General features: G+C 61.6%; 23 protein-coding genes. 16 read left to right on the top strand and 7 right to left on the bottom strand.

The annotated features are described in order from the left end of the window. Positions 1–38: 38 nt before the first annotated feature. The 7 genes from AC3RCP_RS15250 to AC3RCP_RS15220 all read left to right on the top strand — a co-directional run bounded on the left by AC3RCP_RS15250 (position 39) and on the right by AC3RCP_RS15220 (position 9,158). The gene (locus AC3RCP_RS15250; protein ID WP_492570293.1) at positions 39–935 is read left to right on the top strand and encodes a LysR family transcriptional regulator; all 897 of its coding nucleotides are present in this window, start codon (positions 39–41) and stop codon (positions 933–935) included. Between the two features lie 286 nt (positions 936–1,221). Continuing rightward, positions 1,222–3,342: a type VI secretion system Vgr family protein gene (locus AC3RCP_RS15245; protein ID WP_492570291.1), complete on the top strand. Its 2,121-nt coding sequence runs from the start codon at positions 1,222–1,224 to the stop codon at positions 3,340–3,342. Beyond that, complete coding sequence (locus AC3RCP_RS15240) at positions 3,339–4,301, top strand: DUF4123 domain-containing protein (protein ID WP_492570289.1); 963 nt, start codon at positions 3,339–3,341, stop codon at positions 4,299–4,301. Before AC3RCP_RS15245 ends, AC3RCP_RS15240 begins: the two co-directional genes overlap by 4 nt. Beyond that, positions 4,294–7,254 (top strand): T6SS effector BTH_I2691 family protein, encoded by a 2,961-nt coding sequence (locus AC3RCP_RS15235; RefSeq protein WP_492570287.1) that lies wholly within the window; start codon positions 4,294–4,296, stop codon positions 7,252–7,254. The genes AC3RCP_RS15240 and AC3RCP_RS15235 overlap by 8 nt, the downstream gene beginning before the upstream one ends. Positions 7,255–7,264: 10 nt before the next feature. Beyond that, positions 7,265–8,203, top strand: coding sequence for a hypothetical protein (locus tag AC3RCP_RS15230; protein ID WP_492570285.1), 939 nt, complete (start codon positions 7,265–7,267; stop codon positions 8,201–8,203). A gap of 98 nt (positions 8,204–8,301) precedes the next feature. After that, positions 8,302–8,559: a PAAR domain-containing protein gene (locus tag AC3RCP_RS15225; RefSeq protein WP_492570283.1), complete on the top strand. Its 258-nt coding sequence runs from the start codon at positions 8,302–8,304 to the stop codon at positions 8,557–8,559. A gap of 53 nt (positions 8,560–8,612) precedes the next feature. Beyond that, positions 8,613–9,158: a GNAT family N-acetyltransferase gene (locus AC3RCP_RS15220; RefSeq protein WP_492570281.1), complete on the top strand. Its 546-nt coding sequence runs from the start codon at positions 8,613–8,615 to the stop codon at positions 9,156–9,158. Here AC3RCP_RS15220 and AC3RCP_RS15215 read toward each other — a convergent pair. Continuing rightward, complete coding sequence (locus AC3RCP_RS15215; RefSeq protein WP_053261042.1) at positions 9,151–10,071, bottom strand: carbon-nitrogen hydrolase family protein; 921 nt, start codon at positions 10,069–10,071, stop codon at positions 9,151–9,153. The two genes, AC3RCP_RS15220 and AC3RCP_RS15215, sit on opposite strands and share 8 nt — an antisense overlap. 85 nt (positions 10,072–10,156) lie before the next feature. On the opposite strand from AC3RCP_RS15215, the gene AC3RCP_RS15210 reads away from it, so the two are divergent. Next, positions 10,157–11,092: a LysR family transcriptional regulator gene (locus AC3RCP_RS15210; RefSeq protein ID WP_150050975.1), complete on the top strand. Its 936-nt coding sequence runs from the start codon at positions 10,157–10,159 to the stop codon at positions 11,090–11,092. On the opposite strand, the gene AC3RCP_RS15205 is transcribed toward AC3RCP_RS15210, so the two are convergent. Continuing rightward, on the bottom strand, positions 11,064–11,318 hold the full coding sequence (locus AC3RCP_RS15205; protein WP_007928582.1) for a hypothetical protein: 255 nt from the start codon (positions 11,316–11,318) through the stop codon (positions 11,064–11,066). The two genes, AC3RCP_RS15210 and AC3RCP_RS15205, sit on opposite strands and share 29 nt — an antisense overlap. A 155-nt stretch (positions 11,319–11,473) precedes the next feature. On the opposite strand from AC3RCP_RS15205, the gene AC3RCP_RS15200 reads away from it, so the two are divergent. Next, entirely contained in the window at positions 11,474–11,794 is a 321-nt protein-coding gene (locus AC3RCP_RS15200; protein WP_101337860.1) for an ElaB/YgaM/YqjD family protein, read from the top strand. 96 nt (positions 11,795–11,890) lie between these two features. On the opposite strand, the gene AC3RCP_RS15195 is transcribed toward AC3RCP_RS15200, so the two are convergent. Next, positions 11,891–12,928, bottom strand: a complete 1,038-nt coding sequence (locus AC3RCP_RS15195) for an Ldh family oxidoreductase (RefSeq protein ID WP_492570278.1) — start codon at positions 12,926–12,928, stop codon at positions 11,891–11,893. Positions 12,929–13,318: 390 nt separating this feature from the next. Between AC3RCP_RS15195 and AC3RCP_RS15190 the strand changes: the two genes are divergently transcribed. Next, the gene (locus tag AC3RCP_RS15190) at positions 13,319–14,320 is read left to right on the top strand and encodes a FecR family protein (protein WP_101337858.1); all 1,002 of its coding nucleotides are present in this window, start codon (positions 13,319–13,321) and stop codon (positions 14,318–14,320) included. Between the two features lie 52 nt (positions 14,321–14,372). On the opposite strand, the gene pvdQ is transcribed toward AC3RCP_RS15190, so the two are convergent. Further along, positions 14,373–16,721: a bifunctional acylase PvdQ gene (pvdQ, locus tag AC3RCP_RS15185; RefSeq protein WP_492570276.1), complete on the bottom strand. Its 2,349-nt coding sequence runs from the start codon at positions 16,719–16,721 to the stop codon at positions 14,373–14,375. Between the two features lie 316 nt (positions 16,722–17,037). Here pvdQ and AC3RCP_RS15180 point away from each other — a divergent pair, with 316 nt between their 5' ends. Beyond that, positions 17,038–17,418 carry a hypothetical protein gene (locus AC3RCP_RS15180; RefSeq protein WP_007928587.1) on the top strand — a complete coding sequence of 127 codons (381 nt, stop codon included), beginning with the start codon at positions 17,038–17,040 and terminating at the stop codon, positions 17,416–17,418. A gap of 18 nt (positions 17,419–17,436) precedes the next feature. Here the strand turns inward: AC3RCP_RS15180 and AC3RCP_RS15175 are convergent, their stop codons facing one another. Continuing rightward, positions 17,437–17,625, bottom strand: coding sequence for a hypothetical protein (locus AC3RCP_RS15175; protein WP_007928588.1), 189 nt, complete (start codon positions 17,623–17,625; stop codon positions 17,437–17,439). A gap of 197 nt (positions 17,626–17,822) precedes the next feature. Between AC3RCP_RS15175 and AC3RCP_RS15170 the strand changes: the two genes are divergently transcribed. Further along, positions 17,823–17,954 (top strand): hypothetical protein, encoded by a 132-nt coding sequence (locus AC3RCP_RS15170; RefSeq protein ID WP_007928589.1) that lies wholly within the window; start codon positions 17,823–17,825, stop codon positions 17,952–17,954. 92 nt (positions 17,955–18,046) lie between these two features. On the opposite strand, the gene AC3RCP_RS15165 is transcribed toward AC3RCP_RS15170, so the two are convergent. Continuing rightward, positions 18,047–18,964 (bottom strand): LysR family transcriptional regulator, encoded by a 918-nt coding sequence (locus AC3RCP_RS15165; RefSeq protein WP_101337856.1) that lies wholly within the window; start codon positions 18,962–18,964, stop codon positions 18,047–18,049. Between the two features lie 119 nt (positions 18,965–19,083). On the opposite strand from AC3RCP_RS15165, the gene AC3RCP_RS15160 reads away from it, so the two are divergent. Then, positions 19,084–20,079, top strand: a complete 996-nt coding sequence (locus AC3RCP_RS15160) for an aldo/keto reductase (protein WP_492570273.1) — start codon at positions 19,084–19,086, stop codon at positions 20,077–20,079. Positions 20,080–20,140: 61 nt separating this feature from the next. Here the strand turns inward: AC3RCP_RS15160 and AC3RCP_RS15155 are convergent, their stop codons facing one another. After that, positions 20,141–20,671: a hypothetical protein gene (locus AC3RCP_RS15155; RefSeq protein ID WP_007928592.1), complete on the bottom strand. Its 531-nt coding sequence runs from the start codon at positions 20,669–20,671 to the stop codon at positions 20,141–20,143. Between the two features lie 529 nt (positions 20,672–21,200). On the opposite strand from AC3RCP_RS15155, the gene AC3RCP_RS15150 reads away from it, so the two are divergent. The 3 genes from AC3RCP_RS15150 to AC3RCP_RS15140 all read left to right on the top strand — a co-directional run bounded on the left by AC3RCP_RS15150 (position 21,201) and on the right by AC3RCP_RS15140 (position 24,531). Then, the gene (locus AC3RCP_RS15150; protein ID WP_007928595.1) at positions 21,201–21,656 is read left to right on the top strand and encodes an SRPBCC family protein; all 456 of its coding nucleotides are present in this window, start codon (positions 21,201–21,203) and stop codon (positions 21,654–21,656) included. Between the two features lie 122 nt (positions 21,657–21,778). Next, on the top strand, positions 21,779–23,605 hold the full coding sequence (locus AC3RCP_RS15145; RefSeq protein WP_492570271.1) for a copper resistance system multicopper oxidase: 1,827 nt from the start codon (positions 21,779–21,781) through the stop codon (positions 23,603–23,605). Then, positions 23,602–24,531, top strand: coding sequence for a copper resistance protein B (locus AC3RCP_RS15140; RefSeq protein ID WP_492570269.1), 930 nt, complete (start codon positions 23,602–23,604; stop codon positions 24,529–24,531). Before AC3RCP_RS15145 ends, AC3RCP_RS15140 begins: the two co-directional genes overlap by 4 nt. The last annotated feature ends 32 nt before the right edge of the window (positions 24,532–24,563 follow it).

The raw sequence follows: 24,563 nt of genomic DNA, 5'->3' as shown, positions 1-24,563 counted from the left end.
CGTTCTTTACGGACATTAACGCTCCAATCGAGATCCCCATGGACAACCTCAGTGGCATGCTGGCCTTTGTGCGCACGGTGCAGGCCGGCAGTTTTGTCGGCGCGGCGGAGCGCCTGGGCATCTCCGCTTCGGCGGTGGGCAAAAGCCTGGCGCGCCTGGAAGAACGGCTCGGCGTGCGCCTGCTCAATCGCAGCACCCGGCGTATCAGCCTGACCGACGAAGGCACGCTGTTCTTCGAGCGCTGCCAGCGCATCGTCGGCGAGGTGGAAGACGCCGAAGCCGAACTGGCGCGTATCAGCGACAAGCCCCGCGGCAAGCTGCGGGTCAGCCTGCCCGCCATCGGCTATCGCATGCTGCTGCCGATCCTGCCGGAGTTCGCCGAACGCTACCCGGAGATCGAACTGGACCTGGACTTCAACGACCGGCTGATCGACGTGATCGCCGAAGGCGTCGACGCGGTGATCCGCAGCGGCGAGCTGGCGGACTCACAGCTCAAATCGCGCACCCTGGGGCCGTTCCGTTTTGTGCTGGTCAGCGCCCCGTACTACTTCGCCCGCCATGGTGTGCCCGAATGCCCGCGGGACCTGGAGGGGCATGCCTGCCTGCGCTACAAGTTTCCCGGCACTGTGCAACTGCAGGAATGGAAACTGCGTCTGCCCGCCGACGCCCCACCGCTGCTGCTGCGCAGCGCCCTGACCAGCAACAACCTGGAATCGCTGATCCACGCCGCCACCCAGGGCCTGGGCATCGCCTTCGTTCCGGACTTCGTGGTGCGTGGCGCCCTGGCCGACGGTTCCCTGGTATCGGTGCTGGACGACTATCAGATCGACAGCGGCAAGTTCTCGGTGCTCTGGCCCGGCAGTCGACATCTGCTGCCGAAACTGCGAGTGTTCGTCGACTTTCTCAGCGAACGCCTGGTATTGGGCGGACGCTGAAAAAATACCGGATCCACACAAGGAATGTGCCGCGAACATGAAGCCATTCCACGACATAGCCAGAAACATCTTGTTGCGATGCCCTCACGTTTTTTCGACTTTCATGGTTTTATCATCCGCCTTCAAAAAACTTGTACCGGAAATAGCGCTTTCACCATTACAGTCAGCTGTTCCATTTGCTGTTATCTGTAGTTAGAAGCCGTATTTTTCGATAACCGCTTTAATAGTTTGAGCCTGGCCGTTTTTCTTGCTTTAGCGGTTCGCTCTGTTGCCAAAGGAATGGCGTATGCGACAAAGGGATCTGAGATTCACGTTTGCAGTGCTCTCCAGCCACATAGAATTCGACGTTGTAGCGTTCACATTGGAGGAAGCTCTTTCCGAGCCTTTTCGATTGGAACTGGAGCTTTCCAGCTACAGCACAGCGATAGATTTTGCACAGGTACTCGATTGTCCTGCATTACTGACGATCTGGCATGGCAGCCAGGCCGTGCGCTACGTACACGGTCTTGTATCAGCCTTCACACAAGGTACGACAGGATTTCACCGGACGCGCTATCGCGCAGTAGTCGAACCACAACTTTGCCGACTTGCTTTGTGTTCCAACTGGCGTATTTTCCAGCAGAAAAGTGTTCCCGCGATTCTGAAAAACGTACTTCGAGAACATGGCATCCTGCACTATGAACAGCACCTGACGAATGAAAACCTAGTTCGCGAGTACTGTGTACAGGCAGGAGACTCCGATCTTTACCTGCTGGACCGGCTGGCCGCAGAAGAAGGGTTTTACTACTCCTTTTCCTTTACCGCCGACAGTCACACGCTGCACCACGGCGACCGACTCTATATCCACCCTCGTATCGAAGGCGATCCTGTTCTCTACAACGACGCACCTGCCGGCGATGCCCCCCAGCCTGTGATTTATGCGTTCAGCTACACCGAAAATGTCCGTACCGCCCAGCAAACCCAACGCGATTACACATTCAAGCGCCCTTCCTATTCCCAGCACCACAACGTTGCAGGCGAAGAACTGGAGCATCAGGCACAGACCTACGAGCGCTATGACTATCCGGGCCGCTATAAAGCCAGCAGCGCTGGCAAGCCATTCACTCAGAACCGGTTACGCGGTCATCGCCGGGATGCTCGGGTTGCTCTTGTCGAAGGTGACGATCCGCGTCTGATACCCGGTGTCGGTTTCCAACTCACAGGGCACCCCAGACCCGACTTCAACCGTTGGTGGAGGCCTGTTCGCATCACCCACAAGGGCGTGCAGAACGCCAGCCAGGAAGATGAGGCCGCGGAGGTTGGGGTGAGCTACGACTACGTCGCCGAGATCATCTCGGAAGATACAGAGTGGCGTCCCGAGCCGATGCCTAAACCCAGCATCGAAGGACCGCAGATAGCCACAGTGGTAGGCCCCGAGAGTGAGGAGATCTACTGCGACGAATGGGGTCGGGTAAAGGTCCAGTTTCCATGGGACCGGGAAGGCGAACACAACGAATTCAGTTCCTGCTGGATACGCGTGGCCCATAACTGGGCCGGGGTTGACTGGGGTCATATCGCCATTCCTCGGATCGGGCAGGAAGTCATTGTCGATTACCTTGATGGCGACTGCGACCAACCGATCATTACAGGACGGACTTATCGGGCGACCAACCCTCCTCCTTACGAACTGCCGCGTCACAAGACGCGGATGACGATCAAGAGCAAGACCCACAAAGGCGAAGGCTTCAACGAGCTGCGTTTCGAGGACGAAAAGGACCAGGAAGAAATCTATGTCCACGCGCAAAAGGATCAGAACATCCACGTCAATCATGACGAGACGACCTACGTCGGCCATGACCGTAGCGAGCAGGTTGAAAACGACGAAACCATCGCGATCGGCCATGACCGCCGCGAAACCGTAGGCAATGACGAGCAGGTCACCATTGGCCGCGATCGACGCCATAACATCGGGCAGGATGATTTCCTCACCATTGGCCGCAACCATACCGTTCACACAGGCAAGGACCGGACGGAGGAAGTCGGTAACAACCGGCGCGACAAGACATTAGCCAACCACTGGATTGAAATTGGCGGACACCGTGAAGAGGCTGTTCAGGGGCACCATCGTATCGAGGCAGGACAAAGCATCGAGCGGCGAACGCAGCGCTACGAACTCAAATCCAGCAGCAGCGTTGTCATCAAGGGGCCAGGGGGAAGCATTACCATCGATGAGTCCGGTATCACGCTCGACGGCATCGCCATTCGCTTCAAAGGAGCGGTCAACCACTCCTCATCCGGAAACAACAATCCTTTCGCCGTGGTCGGCACTCCGGCCTCCGGCAAGCCTCTGGACCGGTTATGCGGCAAGCGCCCGGACGGCACCTGCCTCCTGGAAGACTGCACGTGTTTGAAAGGAAGCGCGAAATGAACAGGGATGATGGTACCGCTCTACCTGCCGATACCCCTGTGCAATTGGGCGACATCGATCCACGCGTGGCGCTGCCATCGACGTCGCGAGTGTATCTGCTGCTCACGACCCAACGACTGGAGGACTGGGCTTATCGACCTTCGCCGCCGGATGCCGGGGCAGCCTCGGCAGTGGCGCCGTCGGTAATCGAGTTGGTTCGCGCACTCGAATCTTTCGCCCCACGGCGGTGGTTATGGGCCAACAGCCCGTTGGCGGACATCGAAGAGCGTGGCCCGCTCCTGGTCGATGCCACAGACAAAACCGCCTTGCTGGAACAGGCGATTACCGATTGGTCCGAGGCCGATGGCGTGATCATCATCGGTACCCAGGTTGACCTCGACACCCTTGCCCGGCATCTGGGCAGTCTCGTGCAGATCACCCTCCCCGATCACAGCCAAGCAACCTTCAACTTTCAGCCCACGATACTGGAGCCCTGGTTATCGGCGCTCGGTCAGCCGAACCGTAGCCAGTGGCTAGGCCCGATCCAGCAACTACTCTGGCGCACCCACTGGCATCGTCGCGTCAGCTGGTTTCGGCTCGACCATCCAGAAGCAGCGTCAGCCGCGGACCCGCAACAAAGGCTGCACCTGCACCCTCTGGAGATGGCCGCCTTCGACGCCAATACCCAGGATTACTTCATCATCAGCCTGGCCGAAGAAGTTCAGGCGCTATCGCAGTACAACGCATTCAGCCTTGAACAGATCTGCGAGAGTGTCCGCCAGAAAGTTCGAGAAGCGGCCAGCGTCAATATCGAGCGCGACACGGACGTGCGCGACTTTGTCCTTTTGCATGCCCGATACCCGGAGCCAATGGGTTCCGAGCAGGCCAAGGCATTACTTGAGGACCCTGTTGAATCGCCCGTCAGCCGGTTGCGCAATCTGACGGCCCTCATCAGTGAAAAGGAGTTCCAGAATGAATGATTCCACGGTTGGCAGCGCTGCCAGTGCTCCCGGTTGCAGCTCCCGCATTCCTCTTGTGCCAATCCGCTATGCCGTCTTACCAGGGGATGGCAAGTCCGCGCAGTACCGCTACAGCGGCAGCGGTTACGAGCTTGAGAACGGTTTCCCAGCCTTGCGCGAGGCTAGTTACACACTGCGAGCGCTGCGTCCGGGCTATGTCTATGTCTTCATGAGCGGGCCCAAAGGCGAGAAAATGGTCGTGCATGAACACGACGGTCAGGGCCATTACAAAGAGCTCAACTACACCGGCCTGGAGAACTATCACAAACGGGATGCGTTTCGTGCCGGACGTAGCATGTCATGGGTCTGGGCAGACACCTGTCCGGATACTGCGAGCGAGGTCTGGATTGCCTACAGCACCCATTTATGGACCAATCGCATCACCACAAGGATCTGCAGTGATAAAAGCGCGCGCGCGATTCATATGCAGAAAGTGGACATGAAGGAACTGACCAGCGGTGAAAAAAGCCCTTCCAAGCAAAAACATCTCCTGCCTGCGGAAGGCCTGGGCAAGTGGGTTGAGGATTACAAGCCGAGGGACAAACGCCTGCCTCTGGGCTGGAGTTGCCACTCCATTGGCGATGACTTACCTCTGGGCACCATTATCGCCGAGGGCAAGAACTACCCGATTACGCAACCGAGAGTCCCGGCAGTAGTCGCTCTTTTCGACCCACAGGGCATCAGTATCGACCTGGCGTTGATTGCTGCGGCTCGAAAACACCAGATCCTCGACGTGCAGGCCAAAAGGACTGTCGATGACCAACAGGAATTTCCCGCCTGCATGCGACTCGATGTAGAGAAACTGGCCATTGGCAGCGCGGACTTCCATCGTAAAAACCTGACCGCGACCATTCTTGAGGAAACCTTGAAACTGCTGTCGACCACCCCCGCGAAGGACGTGGAGCGCATCGTCAAACAGCGGTCCGACTGGCATCGAGCCCAGCCCAGGGGGCATCGGGTTCCCGGCAATGACGAACTGGCCTACCAGGTACTGACCGACAAGAACCTTTCACCCGGTGGTGAACGTCTGGCTAAACGGATTGATGCCGCTAAATACAATGAATTCCTCGCCTTGCGGCAAAAAGCCGACCAGGAGCTAAAAACATTACTGGCTCATTTCGACGTCGCGTGCACCAACCATGACGGCTGGCTGGCGACCGCCGAAACCGAACATAAGATAACCGCTCACAGCATTGCTGCCGCTTTGGATCTGCACGACCGCGACAACAAGATATCCGCCCAGGGACTCGAACAATCCATTGCTATTTTGATGAACGGAATGGGCTCGCCGTTGCCGGGGCGTCATGATCAGGACCCCAGGTTCAAGCGCCTGGAGCGCTGGGTCAGCAATGATGGCAGCCCCATCTATATCGCGCTTGCCGCCTATAACCCATTCAAGGAAAAAGCGGATGCGGTAGGCGGGCTGCTGGGAGCAAAAGACCAGGTCATAGAAGAGCTTTATGGCAAATTCCCGGCTGCAGTAAATTCCACTGACCTTATTGCCCAGGACGTCACCACGGTGGTGATGAAAAAACTGCACGGCAAGACCCGCTGGGATCGAAGCCAGACGCTACGTCAACAAGTCCAGGCTGCGGCACAGGAAGCCAACGCTCAGAAAGTCATGGGGTTGTTATCCGCCCGTTATCGAATCACAGGCACGAAGGTAAAGCTTGACGCTCTTTCCATCGAGGTGAGGAACTACCTCGACAGAGGCATGGCGGAAATACAGCACAGTACCGAGGTTGTCACCACCGGCAGCCGGACCGTTACCATCAAACAAACCCAGACCATCAGAGTCCGCCCGACCCTCAAGTCGCTGGGAGTCACCAGTGGCGGGGGCGTACTCAACGCCGGCATGTTGTATTTCAACATGATCAACCTGACCCTCGCTCTGGAGAAGCTCAAGAAAGAACCCGCCACGTCAGATGTACTCAATTTTGTATCTGCCGTTCTTGGCACCATTTCGGCAATGGCTGCCACTGGAGTGAGCCTGCGTAGCATTTACGTGACATCGGCAGCACGTTTTAGTCAAAGCCTTCCCGGGGCAGCCTTCGGAACCGGAGTCACGAGCACCCTTTCGAGCAAACTGTTCGGACGGGCACTGGGGTGGCCGGGGATTATCCTGGGCGTGATCACTGATGGCTATTCAGGGTACGAAAAACTCAACGCAGGAAACTCCACAGCAGCTGCTTACACCTGGGGGGGAGGCATCGCCCTGGCCATCGGGAGCGCGGCAATGCTCGAGGGAGGTATTGCCTTGGGAAGCGCGATGGCTGGGGTGGGGACCGCTGCCGGCGCCTCTGCAACCATTCCTGTCGCTGGCTGGATTGCTGCTGCGGTGATATTGATCGGCGGCGCCATGGTCATAGGAGCCATGTGGTTGATGTCCAGGGCCAACAAGGAAAACCATACGCCCATGGAGCTATGGGCCGCCCGGAGCGTCTTTGGCAATCGCAAGAACGATGGGCAAGTACGTCAAGGAATAAAGCTCGACAGCCAAAAGCGCCTTCCTGGTTATGCCTCCCTCAGTGATGAAATAAAGGGTTGGTACCAAGGCTATTTCGGTCCTGTACTGCTCGACGCCAGCCAGGCGAAGTCATTGGGCTGGAACGGAATAGACAGCGCCTGGCATGACAACTATTTCGAGGCCGACAAGGCCGAGTTTGCCGTGCTTTTCCCAGGCTTCGTGCAGGACCAGAGCACCTGGCAAGGCAAGCTTGCCAGCCGTGCGCCCCTGCCCATAACTGACGCAACGACTCAATGCCGACACGTTAAAGCGGGATTGATCCTGCACTTCAATCATAAAATAGGCGCCACCGATAGCGACAGGATATCCCTCGAGGTCACCTACAAGCCCAACCAGGGCTGGGACGAAACTGCCGTCACTACTGCAGCGTTTGAGCTGATCGACTAAGGAGCACCAAATGACCATCAGCTGGACCTGGACCCCAAAAGACAAGGCAGAAGCTGTACCGTCTATCGGCGACCAATACATCTCCATGGGAAAAAGCGTGTTGTGCCTGCGCAATCCGATGCCCGCAGACTCGGCGTTCATGGCCAAGCTGTTTTCCGCCACGATAATCGTCACGTTGCTTCTGTGGTTATGGATGTTTTGCGCCGTGATCAATGACACGCCGGCTGATGAAGTGTGGGTTCTGCTCATTCCCCTGCTCTTGCCGCTGGGAATTTCGTTGTTTCTGTTTTACCGGATCCACCTGATCAGAAGTCAATCGAACTTCTATTTCAATCGCCACACGCAAAAAGTCTATTACCTGAAGGGCAAGACCCTGCTTGTCGGTGATTGGAACAACGTTAAAGCAGGCATCTGTGGTCGAACCGAGTTTTCCGGTCGATCGTTCAGTACCACTACTTCATTGATCCTCAATGCGTTCGGTACTGACCAAGACAGTCCGCAAGCCAGGCAAATCGCAGAATCCTGGGCGCCGACCTATAGCATCTGTGTCGACAGCAATGAACCCAGTGATCCTCGACCGATCTTCGTTGCGCAAGTCTGGGAGTACATCCGCCAATTCATGACCCATGGCCCGGATAAGCTGCCCGTTCCTCAAGAACCCCACTGGTGGTATGTGCCTCATAACTCTATCTGCCTGACCCCCCGTCAGGCATTTCGTCACTATGTGCCTTGGCGCACGGGAGAGCCTGGGGAAAAGCAGGGCAAGAAATGGTGGTTGATGCCTCTTTGGTTAGTGTTCTTCCCTTACAACTTCTTCGTTGCTCTTTGCTGGTGGATGACCTGTCGCCTGTTGCGCGTACGTCCGGCGGCCCCACCGCAACAAGCGCTCGAAGGAGAATCTGTCACATCAGCGCACCTGGAGATGACGGCCAAGACCATTGGACCCTAGCGTGTTGCTGACAAGCTGGAGCAGCAAAACCTTGCCAGACATTATCGAGAGCATCGTTCATTGACGACAACCCAGGTTGATTCAAAGAGGGAACTTGCATGAAACCCGTTGTACTTGTTGGTCATGGCCATGATTGCCCGATACACGGAGCGGGAACGGTTGTCAGTGGGGCGACAAGTGCCTCTATCAATGGCAAAGCCGTCGCCCGGGTGGGTGATGGCATCAGTTGCGGTGCCGTCATACAAACTGGTTCACCGACAGAGGACATCGAGGGGAAAGCGGTTGCCAGGCTGGGAGACACGACCAGTCACGGAGGCACGCTCACCGAGGGCGACAGTAGCTGGATGCTCGACTAGACAATGGATGGGTTACCCCGGAACTCATTGCCCGCAAGGAGAAAGGTTTTCATATGGCGCTGTCCCCTACCCTGTACACCGAACGCCTGATCCTGCGTCCGCTGGAGCTGGCCGATGCCGAGGCTGTCCAGCAGCAGTTTGCGCACTGGCAAGTGGTGCAATACCTCAACGCGCGGGTGCCCTGGCCCTATCCCGCCGATGGTGCCCTGAGTTACCTGCGCGACCTGGCGCTGCCGGCCATCGAGCGCGGCGAGGAATGGCACTGGTCGATCCGCCTGAAAAGCGCGCCGGAACAATTGATCGGCAATGTCAGCCTGATGGACCAGACCGACAACAACCGCGGTTTCTGGCTGGCTCCGGCGTGGCAGGGCCAGGGCTATATGAGCGAGGCCAGCGCGGCGGTCACCGAGTACTGGTTCGAGGTGCTGGGGCGTGAGGTCATGCGGGTGCCCAAGGCCGCGCCGAACCTGGCCTCGCGGCGGATTTCCGAACGTGCCGGCATGCGCCTGATCCGCAGCGACGAAGACGACTTCGTCTGCGGGCGATTGCCCCGTGATATCTGGGAAATCACCCGCGAAGAGTGGCGTCGCCTCAGATGAAACGCACGCCGGCCTTGGCCCGCTCGTCCACCGTCAGCTCGAACACATCCGGACGCGCATAGTGGCCGACCACATCGTAGTCGTAGCGCGCCCGCACCAGCTCGTCAGTATCGATCTGCGCCGTCAGCAGGCCGGCACGGCCCACCAGCGGCCCGGCCAGGACCTCGCCCATGGGCCCGACAATCACGCTGCCGCCAGCAATCAGCGGGCGTTCGGCCGGCCAGTTGGCGATCTCCAGCCCCAGCGCCTGGGGTGACGCCTGCACCTGACAGGCACTGACCACGAAGCAGCGGCCTTCATGGGCGATGTGGCGCATGCTGACCTGCCACATCTCGCGCTCGTCCACGGTCGGAGCGCACCAGACCTGCACGCCCTTGGCGTACATCGCGGTGCGCAGCAGCGGCATCATGTTTTCCCAGCAGATCACCGCGCCGACCCGGCCGACCTGGGTGTCGAATACCGGCAGGGTCGAGCCGTCGCCCTTGCCCCAGATCAGCCGCTCGGTGCCGGTGGGCATCAGCTTGCGGTGCTTGCCCACCAGGCCGTGCTGCGGATCGAAATACAGCGCCGTGCAATACAGGGTGCTACCAGCGCGCTCGATCACCCCCAGCACCAGGTTGGCCCCGGTGCGCGCCGCCAGGCCGGCCAGGGCCTCGGTCTCCGCGCCCGGCACATCGACCGCATTGGCGAAATAACGGGCAAAGGCTTCACGGCCTTCCGGCAGGCGATAGCCGAGCTGGGTGCCGAAGCCCTCACCCTTGGGGTAGCCGCCGAGCAAGGCTTCGGGCATCACCACCAGCTGCGCGCCGGCCTCGATGATGGCGGCTTCAAAGGACAGGATCTGCTCCAGGGTATCGGCCTTGCCCCCTGGCAGGGAGCCGATCTGCAACGCGGCGACAACGGACTTGGACATCGGGGAAACTCCTGTGGCGATGAAGTGTTGCCCATTGTCCGGCCCTCGCCGATCATGCAGAAAGCCCCTCCTGATACTGAATGATATGAACCAGATGAATATCGCCCAGGTCGATCTCAACCTGCTCAAGGCCTTCGAAGCCCTGCATGACGAATCCAGCGCCAGCCGCGCCGCCCTGCGCCTGGGCGTCACCCAGTCGGCCATGAGCGCGGCGCTGCGGCGCCTGCGCGAGCTGTACGGCGATCAGTTGTTCGTGCGCACCGGGCGCGGCCTGGCGCCGACCCTGCGGGCCAACCAGCTCAAGCCGGTGGTCAGCGAGGCCCTGAACAAATGCCGGCAGAGCCTGGCCATGGTCGATCCCCATGCCAGCCATTATCAGGGCCGCTCGGTGGCGATCGGGCTGTCGGACGATTTCGAGATTGCCTACGGTCGGCGCCTGATCGAGGAAGTCGCCCGGCGGGCGCCGAAGCTGCGGCTGATCTTTCGCCAGAGCCACAGCCAGATCGTCGGCGAAGCGCTGTTGCAGCGCAGCATCGATCTGGCCATCAGCGCCGGCGGTTTCGCCGAACGCATGCTCAGCCGTCAGGTATTGGGGGAAGGCAGTTATCTGTGCCTGGCGGACCCGGCGAGCCTGGGCTCGGGACAGCAGGCCATCGACCTCGACGAGTTCGTCGCCCGCGAACATGTGCTGGTATCGTCGCAAGGCTTTATCGGGATTACCGACGAGGGCCTGGCGGCCCTGGGGCTGAGTCGCCAGGTCTGCGCCTCGACCACGCATTTCGCCGCGCTGCCCCACCTGCTCAAGGGCAGCCAGGCGGTGGCGACCATTCCGGCCCACGCCGCGCGGAGCATCGCCGAACTGACCGGGCTGGCGCTGCTGCCCTGCCCGCTGGACCTGCCGCGCTACCCGATCGAGCTGGGCTGGCGCACCAGCGCGCAGATCGATCCGGTGGTATTGAAAGTGCGCGAGGCGATAGTCGCCAGCTTCGAGCTTACTTGTTCGCCGCCATCAGGCGATTGACTTCACTGCGCACCATGTTGGCGTATTCCGGCGGCGACATGCCGTCGAGCTCGGCACGCACCCATTCGGCCCATTTGCCCTTGCGCTTGCCGCGCTCGCCGAACAACCGTGCGGCTTCGCCCTTGGCCTTGCCCAGGTTGCTCTGCCACAGCTCGAACAGACGGGACTTTTCATCTTCGATCTCTGCACGCTCGGCGAGAGTCTTGTTGGCCAGATTGAAGCTCATGGGAATTTCCTGCTGCGTAAAATAGCCGACATCTTACACTGTGACGGCTGGGGTTTTCCCGCTGGCATGGAGCGGGTGGAGAAAATATCTGCAACTTTTCGCCGGCCCCGCAACTCCATTGTTCATCGCATCACTGACCCGCAAGGAGTAACTCAATGGCTCGTAAAACTGCTGCGCAAGCGGCTGACGAACAAATCAAGGACCAGGAATTCAGCGAGCTTCAAGCGTTGATCGAAGAATCGGAAAAGCTCCTGAAAAGCAGCGCATCGCTGGTGGGTGAGGAAGGCGAGAATCTGCGTCAACAGGTCGGGTTGAAACTCAAGCAGGCACTGGACTCGGTGTCCAGCGTGCGCGAGCGCAGCAAGCCGATGGTGGACGCTACCGAGCAATACATCGGCGGCCATCCGTGGCAGACCGTGGCCATCTCCGCCAGCGTCGGCCTGGTGGTGGGCCTGTTGCTGGGGCGTCGTTCGTAACCGGTTTTCTGTAACGACCAGCGCCACCCGCGACCGCTAAAAAAAGGACCAGGCTTGCAGCATGCTTGCCTGGTCCTTGCGTGTTGAAAGCGCGTTTTAAAGCCCCGCCAGTTCCCGCAACTGCTTGAGCTCCGCGGCGTCCAGGGCAATCCCCTCGCGCAGGGACTTTTCCCGCTGGCGATGCCGGCGATCCCCCGGCAGACGCTTGAGCCCTACGCCATGCATCTGGCGGATCAGCTCCTGGCTGCGCTCGGCGAAGTTCTGCCCGGCGCCCTTGCTCGGATCGATGACGATCAACAACTGGCCGGTCCAGGGCGTCTTCGCGCCCGGGTGGTTGGACCAGTCGAACTCGAACGAGAAATGGCCACCGGTCAGCGCCGCCGCCAGCAGCTCGACCATCATCGACAGCGCCGACCCCTTGTGCCCGCCGAACGGCAGCAGCGCGCCGCCTTCGAGAATGGCTTTCGGATCGTCGGTGGGCTGGCCGAGGCCGTCCACGCCCATGCCTGGCGGCAGGCGTTCGCCCTTGCGCGCGGCGATCTGCACGTCGCCATGGGCAATGGCGCTGGTGGCCAGGTCGAAGACAATGGGGTCGCCCCCGGCCTGGGGCGCGGCAAAGGCGATCGGGTTGGTGCCGAACAACGGCCGGTCGGCGCCGTGGGGCACCACGCAGGTCATGCTGTTGACCACGCTCAAGGCGACCAGCCCTTCCTCGGCGAACGGCTCGACGTCCGGCCACAGCGCGGCGAAGTGATGGGAATTGCGGATGGCCAGAATGGCGATCCCGGCGTTGCGCGCTTTCTCCACCAGCAACGCCCGCGCCGCCGCCAGCGCCGGTTGGGCGAAACCGTTGCCGGCATCGACCCGGACAAAGGCCGGGGCCACGTCTTCGACCACCGGCACAGCCTTGCCGTTGACCCAGCCGCTGTTAAGGGTCGAGACATAACCGGGAATACGGAACACGCCATGACTGTGGGCGCCGTCGCGCTCGGCAGCGGCACAGTTGTGCGCCAGGCTGCGCGCCACTTCGGCGCTGGTGCCATGGCGCAGAAAGATCGTTTCCAGCAGTTTCACCAGTGCCTCGAGCGACAGGTGTTCCTGCGGTGTTTCAACAGCCGAGGGCGATACAGACATCTGGAGCTCCGGATTAATTATTGGAATGGGCTACAGCGCATGAGAAGGCACCCAAGTGAGTGCGCCCGACGATTAAACAACGCTTTGCGCGCGCCCTGTCAACCTCGGCCATAACCTTGCACCGGCGATGCCAGCAAGAGACAGAGCCGCCACCAACACGCCGTCAGCCGAGGATGGCGCGCCGGAGCTCGGCAAGGTGGCAGTGGCGATGACCGCGGCCAGGGTGTTTTTGATCATTTTTTCACTCCCGCTGTGGATACTGCTGACGAAAGTCCTGTGTTTCAGAGGCTTTGCTCCAAAAATAACCCGCACTTTGATATGCATTAGCCATGACGGCGGTTCTCCAAGCCTGGCTGCGAAGGGTAGAATGCGCGAAACCAGGAAGAGCCAATGAGCGAACAGCACCTCACAGAAGCCGAATACGACGCCATCACCGATGCCGCCGCGCAGTGGTGCATGCGTCTGCATGCCGCGGACTGTACGGCCGCCGAACGCCAGGCCTTCGAGCAATGGCGCGATGCCCACCCGCTGCATGCCTTCGAATACGAAGCGATGCAGGAAATTTGGGAAGTCGCCGACCATCTGCCTCGCCCTCAAACCACCACCGTCCTGCCCTTGCCGGCGCCGCGCAAACCCTGGCGCGCCTACGGCATGGCCGCGGCGATCAGCGCCCTGGCCCTGCCCCTGGCCGCCTACAGCGGCTGGAGCCTGGGCTGGCTGCCCTCCTCCTACGAACATTTCCAGGCCGACGGCAGCATGCGCCAGGTGACCCTGGCCGACGGCAGCCAGGTCGAACTCAACCTGGGCACCGAGCTGACCTACAGCAACTACAAGGACCAGCGCCGGGTCACCCTGAAAAAAGGCGAAGCCTTCTTCAAGGTCAGCCACGACAGCGCCCATCCGTTCGTGGTCAAGGCGGCCAGCGGCCAGGTCCGGGTCACCGGTACCGAGTTCAACGTCTGGATGTACGAGGATCAGGTGCGGGTGACCCTGCTCGAAGGTTCGGTGCTGGTGAACAGCGACAACAGCCACCCCGACGCTGGCTTGCCTCTCGATCCGGGCATGCAGGCGCGTTATCGCCAGGGCGATTACCAGCCACTGATCAGCCAGACCGCTGCCAACGACAGCTCACTGGCCTGGCGCCAAGGCAAGCTGGTGCTGGACAACCTGGCGCTCGGCGAGGCCCTGCCGCTGATCAACCGCTACCTCAGCAAGCCGGTGATGCTGGCCGACAGCGCCACGGGCAACATTCGGGTCGGCGGCATCTACGACGTCACCGCGGTCAAGAGCCTGGTGACCACGCTGCCCAAAGTGTTGCCGGTGTACCTGACCCGCAACCAGGACGGCAACCCGGTCGTCAATTCGCTGCCAGGCACCGCGCCAAAAAGCTGAAGGCCGCTACCCTCGCGGGTGCGGCCTTCGCTTGACGGCAGATTGAACGCGCTTACTGAGTCGCGACCTTGCGCAACCGATCATCCACTTCGTGAATCACCTGCAACCGATACTGCGGGTCCGCCTGGATCTGCTGCTCGGTGAACGGCAACACACTCCACTGCTTCTTCGAGAACGCCTCGGTCTGGTCCCGCGAGTGCGGCGACGCCGGGTCGCTGGACAGGGAAAACGCCAGCAGGCCCTGGGCATGCGGGCCCTGCTCGTCGAAGGTCACCACTTGCAGGTAACTGGTACCGCTGACCACCTCACGCTTGCCGTCGGCCGCGGGAACGCTCTGGATCGCGTTGTACACGCCCAGGCTGGCCGGGCCGCCATGAATCGGCGTCTGCCGGCCGCCGCTGCTGACCACCTGGATATCGCCCCAACGGCTGTCGGCCTTCAGGCCCGACTCGGCCACCTGTTGCACCGAGGCCAGCATCGCCGCGCGCAGCGCCTTGGCCACCGGCGGCCGGTCGATCGCCAGGCCGCGCGGCGTGTGCTGCGGGTCCCGGGCATCGAAGGCCACGCGCCAGCGATTATCGACCGCCTCCAGCTGTTCCATGACGTTGCGAAAATGCACCAAGCCCACTCCGCTTTGCAGGTTGGCGCTGCGGTCCCAGGCCTTGAGGCTGGCACACAGCGGCGCCAGGGCCCGGGCATCGCTGCCCAGGTCGGCGGCACAGAACTGCAGCAGGTCCGGCATCACCTGCCCGGCCTGGTACACCTGGTCATCCATCACCATGTGCTTGAGGTCGGCGGCGCTCAGCGGCTCGCCCTTGCCCGTGCCGATCAGGCGATTCAGGGCAAAACGCGCGCGCTGCCCCAGCGGCAGGTCCTGCTGGCTGATCAGCGGCGAGAAGCCTTGCAGCGGCTCGGCCGGGTTGACCATCCACGCCGAGTCGTTGGAGTTCTGTACGTAATCGCTGCGCAGCAGTTGCGGCAGTTGGCTGGCCGGGTAGATGCCCTTTTGCGCGGCCGCCGGGTCGATGTCCCAGGCACAGGCCGCGCGGGAACCGTCGAGAATGATCAGCTGGGTGCCGATCCGCGGGTCGCTGCAGTGGGCGAGTTTTTCCGCGCTGACGTTGGGCACCACCGATTGGTTCATGTACAGCGTCTGGCCCTGGTCATCCACGGCCAGGGTATTGACCCAGGGAATGCCCTGCAGCCGATGCACCGACGCCTGCAGTTCCTTGAGGCTGCGGGCCTGGTTCATCGCGTACCACTGTTGTAGCACCCGGTCGTTTTCCAGGTTGGCGTCGCGCAGGCTGTAGGCGAAACGGTTGTCCCAGTCCAGCTTGCCGGGCCACTGCACCAGCGGGCCGAATTGCGAGCTGTAGACACTGTGGCTGACGGTCGTGAGCTGGCCGTCCTCGCCCTGCACCTTAACGCTGACCACTTGTTTCTCCAACGGCAGGGACTTGCCGTCGAGCAGGTAGCGGGTCGAGTCCTTGGGGTCCAGTTGCAGGCGGTACAGGGTGAAATGCTTGGAGGTGTCCACCGTGTGGGTCCAGGCCAGGTGCTGGCTGAAACCGATATTGATCATCGGCAGGCCGGGCAAGGCGGCCCCCATGACGTCCAGCTTGCCGGGAATAGTCAGGTGCATCTGGTAGAAGCGCATGCCGCCGACCCATGGAAAATGCGGGTTGGCCAGCAACATGCCGCGACCATTGAACGAGCGCTCGCGCCCCACGGCCACCGCGTTGCTGCCGCGGTCCAGGGCGAACCGCTGGCCGCGGGCATCCGCCTGGGCAAAGGCCTGGGCCGATGGCTTCAGCTGCGCCGTAGCGGATGGCGGGATCGCGCCCACCAGGGCTTCGGCGAACTGGCCGACACCGCCCTCCACCAACAGCCGGCGAGTCAGCTTGACCAGGTCCAGGGCGGTCAACGGCCGTACCCAGTCACCCTGGCACTGCTCGGGCAGGCCCTGGGCCCGGCGCTCGGCCAGGGAGCGGTTATAACCGGCGACATACCCTTCGATCAGTTGCCGCACCTGCGGGGTCTGCGCCTGCCAGAAGCCGAACACCGCCTGGGGCGTGTTCAGCCAGTTGAAGAACAGGTCGCTGGTGAGGTTTTCCCGTTGCTCGACGGTCTGCTGCTGCGGCCCGAAATACTTCGAACGCTCGCCATTGACCGTCAGCACTTCGTTGGCCAATAGGCACAGGTTGTCCTGGGCATAGGCGTAACCGATGCCGTAACCCAGCCCGCGCTCGTCGGCGGCGCGAATATGCGGGACGCCAAAACCGGTGCGGCGAATATCGGCGCTTGCCTCGCCGCCCTGGACCTCGCGTCCCTGAGCCGCAAGGCTCATCCCGAGAAACAAACCCGCAAGGCAAAACCTGGGCAACTGGCTGGAAATAATCACGCCGACTCCTGATCGAAAGAAGATGCACAACCCAGGCTGGCGCGGCATGCCGATGAGCACACAGGGGATACGGATTCCAGCCCGGTAAAGGACGGCGCGACCCGGCATCAGCCAAAGCCCGCCTGCCCTTACAGACGAAACCGCCACGGAAAATTTAGCGCCCTCGCGCCAGGCGCCGATCGCCCGCCAACCTGGCGACGACAAAGCCCTCACAAATTTTCTACAACTGATTCCTCATGATTTGCGCGGCTCGTTCGTCTAGTTATGTGAGAGCACCCGTCATTTTCCTGATCAGGCTCTGAAAAGGAGTTTTTGCATGTACGACCCGCAACTGCCAACGGATGGCCACACCGCACAACCCGCGTCCTCCCTGAACGCCGGCGCCGGTGTCTTCGGCAAGCAAGCCGAGCGCAACCGCAACGAACGCATCAGGCACCTGCTCAAGAGCTTCGGCCTGCGCACCAGCCTGATTCGCCTGAAAGTCATCGATGCCTTGCTGCAGGCAGCCGAAAGCCAGCGCGCCCTGGGGGTGCGAGGCATTCACAGTCATTTGCTGGAGCTGGATATCCCGCTGTCGTTCCTCAGCGTGCGCGAGGTGTTGAAGCGGCTGTGCAGCGAAGGCGTGATCACCCTCAATGCGGACAAGAGCTTCAGCCTGCATCAACAGGCTGAAGCCATACTCGACGGCCGCGACTGAGGCCGCCTGGGGTGTCTCTCAAGGCTTGACCTTGCGCCGCATCACGCCATTGATCACGACCACGGTCACCGCCACGCCAATGGCGATGTACTGGAACATTTTCTCGGTGATCATCCCGGCGTTCTGCAGGTAAGAAAGGCCAAGCATGATTCCCAGTACCACCAGGGAAATCACAATCGAATAGATCAAGCGTTGCTTCTGGGTCATTGCGGGTTCCTGAACCTGTAAAGGTGCGGCCTGAAAATGCCGCATGTAAATGTATCGACTCTGTATCGAAACAGATACCAAACGCCTACCGAGAATCGGGGATGGGCGCGGGCGAACGGGGTCTCATGTTACAGCCGCCGAAGAGTTTTCGCTGCATCGCGGCGGTTTTAACCCCAGAGCCCTTTGAGGACTGCGCAATGTTCCGTCGAATCACCCGGCTGATTCCCCTACTGGCGATGCTGGCCCTGTCCGGCTGCATCATCTTCCCTCACGACGGCTGGCATCACCGCCATTACGACGGCGGCCCCGGCTACTACTACCACCGCTAAGTCATCCAGAGCGCCAGTATTTCTCCCCTTGTAACCCACCACGAAATTGCCCGACGCCCGCCTCGCCGCGGGCGTCTGTCTTTACTGTCGAGCTACGCCAGCCGGGTGTTGTGAATCCCCGGCTGGGCGAACAACTCCACCAGCCAGTCGACGAACACCCGGACCCGCGTCGACAGGTGCCGGTGCGGCGGGTACAGCGCGCTCAACGGCATCCTGGGTGGCGGGATGTGCCGGAGCACTTCGCTCAGGCGACCTTCGGCCAGCTGCTGGGCGACGTGATAGTAAGGCGTCTGCACCAACCCATAGCCGGCCTCGCAGGCGGCCAGGTAGCCGTCGGCGCTGTTGACCGACACCTGCTTGGGCAGCTCCGGCAACAGCACCTGGCCCTGCACCTCGAACTCCAGGCCATAACGCTTGCCGCTGACGCTGGAGAAATACTCGATCATCTGATGCCCGGCCAGCTCGTCCAGGCTCTGCGGCACACCGCGCTGGCGCAGGTAGGCGGGACTGGCACAAGTCACCTGCTCCAGCGCCAGCAACGGCCGGGCCACCAGCGAGTCGTCGAGGCACAGGCCGCCGCGCAACACGCAGTCCACCCCTTCGCGGATCAGGTCCACCGGCCGGTCGTTGAGGCCGATTTCCAGGTCGACCAGCGGGTAGCGCTCGGAGAACGCCGGCAACGCCGGGATCACCACCAGCCGCCCGATCCCCGCTGGCATGTCGATGCGCAAGGTGCCGCGCGGGTTGTGGCGCGCGGCGGAAAACACCGCTTCGGTTTCCTCGAGGTCCGCCAGCAGCCGCACGCAGCGCTGGTAATAGGCGGCGCCGTCCAGGGTCGGCGTGACCTGGCGGGTGGTGCGCAACAGCAGCTGCACGCCCAGATGCGCCTCCAGTTGCTTGATCAGCACCGTCACCGAGGCCCGGGGCATCTGCAGGCTGTCGGCGGCCTTGGCGAAACCACCGAGGTCGACGATGCGGGTGAACACACGCATGGCATTAAAACGGTCCATTGGCTTGGCCTGTCGCGGATTATTTAGAAATTACGAATAGTGATAGCGCTTTTAGCCGGTTTATCTTGTTTTTGTCGAGGAGAACAATGGCCGCCACCCCATCCACTGGAGCTTCTCCTATGCAAACCCGTCAACTGGGCAAGAACGGCCCGCAAGTGTCAGCCATCGGCCTTGGCTGCATGGGCATGACCGATTTCTACACCACCGGCACCGATACCCGGGAAGCCACCGCCACCTTGCATCGCGCCCTGGAACTGGGGATCAACCTGCTGGACACCGCCGACATGTACGGCCCCCACAGCAACGAAATCCTGATCGGCCAGGCGATCCGCGGCAAACGCGACCAGGTGTTCCTGGCCAGCAAGTTCGGCATCGTGCGCAACCCCGGCGACCCGGCGGCGCGCGGAGTGAACGGCCGCCCCGAGTACATTCGCCAGGCGATCGACGGCACCTTGCAGCGCCTGGGCGTGGACACCCTGGACCTGTATTACCAGCACCGCATCGACCCGGACGTGGCCATCGAGGAAACCGTCGGCGCCATGGCCGAGCTGGTGCGGGCCGGCAAGGTCCGCTACCTGGGGCTCAGCGAAGCCTCGGCGGCAACGCTGGAGCGGGCCCACAAGGTGCATCCGATCAGCGCCCTGCAAAGCGAATATTCGTTGTGGAGCCGCGACCAGGAAGACAACGGCTGCCTGGCGGCCTGCCAGCGCCTGGGCATCGCCTTTGTGCCCTACAGCCCGCTGGGCCGAGGCTTTCTCACTGGCGCCCTGAAGAGCCCGGAGGATTTCGCCGCCGACGACTACCGGCGTTTCAGCCCGCGCTTCCAGGGTGAGAACTTCACCAGGAACCTGCTGCTGGTGGAACAGGTCAAGCAACTCGCGGCGGCCAAGGGCATCACCGCCGGGCAACTGGCCCTGGCCTGGGTGCTGGCGCAGGGCGATTACCTGATCCCGATTCCGGGCACCAAGCAACGCAAGTACCTGGAGGAGAATGTCGCCGCGCTGCAAGTCCGCCTCGACGCTGACGAACTGCAGGCCCTGGAACGGATATTCACCCCCGACGCCACCGCCGGCGAGCGTTACCCGCACGCGGTGATGGCCTTGCTCGACCGATAAACAGCCAGCCACAAAAAAGGCCCTCGACCGGTTTATCGGTCGAGGGCCTTTGTTTGTCGCCTCACGCCTTGGTGGAGCGATTCTTGTCGGTCACCGTGGTGCCGTTGCCCTTGCCGTAGCTTTGCAGGTTCTGCAGCACGTAGATGGCTTTCTTGTACTCGGGGATCAGGTAGTTGGCGTACTTGTTGCCTTTGAGGTTGTTGCTCTGGATGGTGTCCAGCTGGATCGCGAAATACTCCAGGGCGTTGAACTTGGCCTCCGGGTCTTTCTGCACGCCAAAGCGATCGAACTTGTCGCCGGCATTGAGCAGGGTCATCGCCGTCACGTCGCTGATCAGGCCCTTTTCTTTCAGGAACGTACTCATGTTGCCCAGTTGCTTGGCGCTGACGTTCTCCGGATCGAACCCCTTGATCTGCTTGTGCAGCTTCATTTCATCCATCTTGAACACGTTCAGAGCCAGCGGGTTCTGGCCGACCAGGGCCAGCATCTGCTTGACCTTGACGCTCTGGCTGACCGGCTTGCCCCGGGTGCCAGTGTCCTGCACCAGCAGACCGGCCTTGCTGGTCCAGCCGCCGACATATCCGATTGTCATAAAAGACTCCTGTGTACGGGCTTTTCCATAGCCTTATATCCACTTGCACAGCCAATTAGAGGGTTGCGCAAGTTCAACTAATAAGCGTCTGAAAAGCCTGATTGAGGGAAAACGATGCCTGTGAGTATCGGCGCGCCAGAGCACCTCTCCAACAAATATTTCGGTTTTTTACAATTTTTGTACATTTTCGATACAAATGCCTGGAAGCCACGGTTTTTCTAGCTGAAACAATTATTTAACAATCCAATCCGTGACAACTAAGCGACAACTTATGGACATTGATGTACCGAATGGTTAGTTGCGACCAAGTGTTCTTAAGAGCATTCATGACGCCATCTTGCGGGGATCTTCCACGACATTGCTGCGCGACGACCCAACTGTGCATGGCGCTCTCCCCTTTACTGCGGGAAAAGCCTTGCATCGCCCTCTGCCGAGCCACCTCGAAGTCCGCTGAACGGCCGACTTGCGCGCCTCCATGGCAGGCGCGCGGACAACTATATTTGATGCTCCTACTGCAAGGAGGTGCATCATGGAACAACGTCAGCAGCACCTTTTGGACGAGCTCATCTGCCATGAGCTCTACATCGACGCGCCGATCGATACCGTCTACTACTACGTGACTCAGCCGGATCGCTGGCCCGAGTGGCATCCCGCTTCCCTGCGTGCCGACACCGGCCTGGCTGGCTCATTGCCAGCGGGGCATCGCTTCGGCAAAACCATCGACCTGCTCGGCCTGCAGATCCACCTGAGCTGCCGGGTGCTGGTCGCGGTATTTCCCAAGGAGTTCAAGATCGTCTTCAGTTCTGCGCCAGCAGACGGCTCGATCCACTATCAGTTGTGCAAATACGGGGACGGAACCCTGTTCAAGCGCACCCTGCACTACTGCTCCGACCTCAACCTGCTCAGCCTGCGCCCGCGTATCGAGCACTTGTCCCAACTGGCGCTGGCCAACCTCAAGCGCAACCTGGAACAGATCGCCCACTGATCCGGCAACGGGTGGCGCCCCACTGGCTGACAAATCTGTAATCTTCACCTCAGTTTTCTGACAGGCCGCGCCACTTAAGGTCGCCCCATACCTGACCAGCAGGATCGAGGGAGCCTTGGGGCATGCATGTAAAACCCACACGACGCAGTTTTATCAAGGGCCTGGCCGCCGGCGGCGTACTGGCCGGCACCGGGCTGTGGCAACAGCCGCTCTGGGCACGCAGCGAAGACGGCCAGTTGCCCGCCCTCAGCGGCCAGCAGTTCGACCTGTTCATCGGTGAATCCCAGGTCAACTACAGCGGCACCTCGCGCACTGCGATGACCATCAACGGCGGCCTGCCCGGCCCGCTGCTGCGCTGGCGCGAGGGTGACACCGTGACCATCCGGGTGCGCAACCGCCTCCAGGAGGACACCTCGATCCACTGGCACGGCCTGATCCTGCCGGCCAACATGGACGGCGTGCCGGGCCTGAGCTTCCACGGCATCGCCCCCGGCGGCCTCTACGAATACCGCTTCAAGGTCCGGCAGAACGGCACCTACTGGTACCACAGCCACTCGGGCCTGCAGGAACAGGCCGGGGTCTACGGGCCACTGGTGATCGAGGCCCGCGAGCCGGAACCCTTCCAGTACGACCGCGACTACGTGGTGATGCTCAGCGACTGGAGCGACGAGGCGCCCGAGCGCCTGATGCACATCCTGAAAAAGCAGCCCGGCTACTACAACTTCCACAAGCGCACGGTCGGCGACTTTATCGAGGACGTCAGCCGCGACGGCTGGGCGGCCACCCTCGCCGATCGCAAGATGTGGGCGCAGATGAAAATGACCCCCACCGACCTGGCGGACGTCAGCGGTCATACCTACACCTACCTGATCAACGGCCAGAGCCCCGGCGGCAACTGGACCGGGCTGTTCAAGCCCGGCGAGAAGCTGCGCCTGCGCCTGATCAACGGCTCGGCCATGAGCTACTTCGACCTGCGCATTCCCGGTCTGAAGATGACGGTGGTCGCCGCCGACGGCCAGTATGTGCAGCCGGTCAGCGTCGATGAACTGCGCATCGCCGTGGCGGAAACCTACGACGTGCTGGTCGAGCCCGGCTCGCAGGAGGCCTACACCCTGTTCGCCCAGGCCATGGACCGCAGCGGCTATGCCCGCGGCACCCTGAGCCAGCGTCCGGGGCTGAGCGCGCCCGTGCCGCCCCTGGACCCGCGGCCGCTGATCAGCATGGCCGACATGGGCATGGACCACGGCAGCATGGCTGGCATGGGCGCCATGCCCGGCATGGATCATGGCCAGATGCAGGGCATGGACCACAGCCAGATGCAGGGGATGGATTCCAGCGGCATGGCCAGCATGGACCACAGCGGCATGGCCGGTATGGCAGGCATGGACCACGGCACCATGGGCGGCGCCATGCAAAGCCACCCGGCCTCGGAGGACGGCAACCCGCTGGTGGACATGCAGACCATGAGCCCGACGCCGAAACTCGCCGACCCGGGTATCGGCCTGCGCGACAACGGCCGTCGGGTACTGACCTACGCCGACCTGCGCAGCACCTTCGAAGACCCCGACGGGCGCGAACCGAGCCGCACCATTGAGCTGCACCTGACCGGGCACATGGAAAAATTCGCCTGGTCGTTCGACGGCATCAAGTTCAGCGACGCCGAGCCCCTGCGCCTGATCTATGGCGAGCGGGTACGCATCACCCTGGTCAACGACACCATGATGACCCACCCCATCCACCTGCACGGCATGTGGAGCGACCTGGAAGACGAACAGGGGCGCTTCCTGGTGCGCAAGCACACGATCGACATGCCACCGGGCAGCAAGCGCAGCTACCGAGTGACCGCCGATGCCCTGGGGCGCTGGGCCTATCACTGCCACCTGCTGTTCCACATGGAGATGGGCATGTTTCGCGAAGTACGAGTGGACGAAGCCGGGAGCGCCGCATGATGCCGAAAAACGCCTTGACCCTGTTCACCACCCTGCTCGGCCTCGGCGCCGCCACCTTGCAGGCCGCCGAAAGCATGGATCACTCCAGCATGGATCATTCGTCCATGCCGGCTTCCGCGATGCAAGGCAACCCGATGCCCGGCATGGACCACAGCCAGATGACCGGCATGGACGGCGAACCGCTGCAGACCATGGAACCCGCGGCGCCCACCCGCAGCCGCACGCCGATCCCGGCACTCACCGACGCCGACCGCCGCGCCGCCTTCCCGCCGGTGTCCGGCCACGGCGTGCACGACAAGGCGATCAACTCGCTGTGGCTGGTCGATCGCCTGGAGTACCAGGACGCCGATGACGGCAGTGCTCTGGCCTGGGAAATGAACGGCTGGATCGGCGGCGACATCGACCGGCTATGGCTGCGCAGCGAAGGCGAGCGCACTAACGGCCGGACCGACAACGCCCAGGTCGAAGCGCTCTGGGGCCATGCCATCGGCCCCTGGTGGGATGTGGTCAGCGGCGTGCGCCAGGACTTCAAGCCCGGCGCACCGCAGACCTGGGCCGCCCTCGGGCTGCAAGGCATGGCCCTGTACAACTTCGAAAGCCAGGCCACCGCCTACCTCGGCGAAGGCGGCCAGAGTGCCCTGGGGCTCCAGGCCGAATACGACATCCTGCTGACCAACCGCCTGATCCTGCAGCCCAACGCAGAGGTCAGCCTGTACGGCAAGAACGACCCGCAACGGGGCATCGGCTCGGGGCTCTCCTCGCTGGAGGCCGGCCTGCGCCTGCGCTACGAGCTGCACCGCCAGTTCGCGCCCTACGTCGGCGTGACCTGGAGCCGCAGCTACGGCAAGACCGCGGACTACGCCCGTGAAGAAGGCGAAGACAACAGCGAAGCCCGCCTGGTGCTCGGTGTGCGCCTGTGGTTCTGACTTCCCTTCAATAGATAACTAAAAACAGCACG

Source organism: Pseudomonas sp. GW822-FHT05A08, from assembly GCF_058800485.1.
This window is presented reverse-complemented; position numbering and strand designations above follow the sequence as displayed.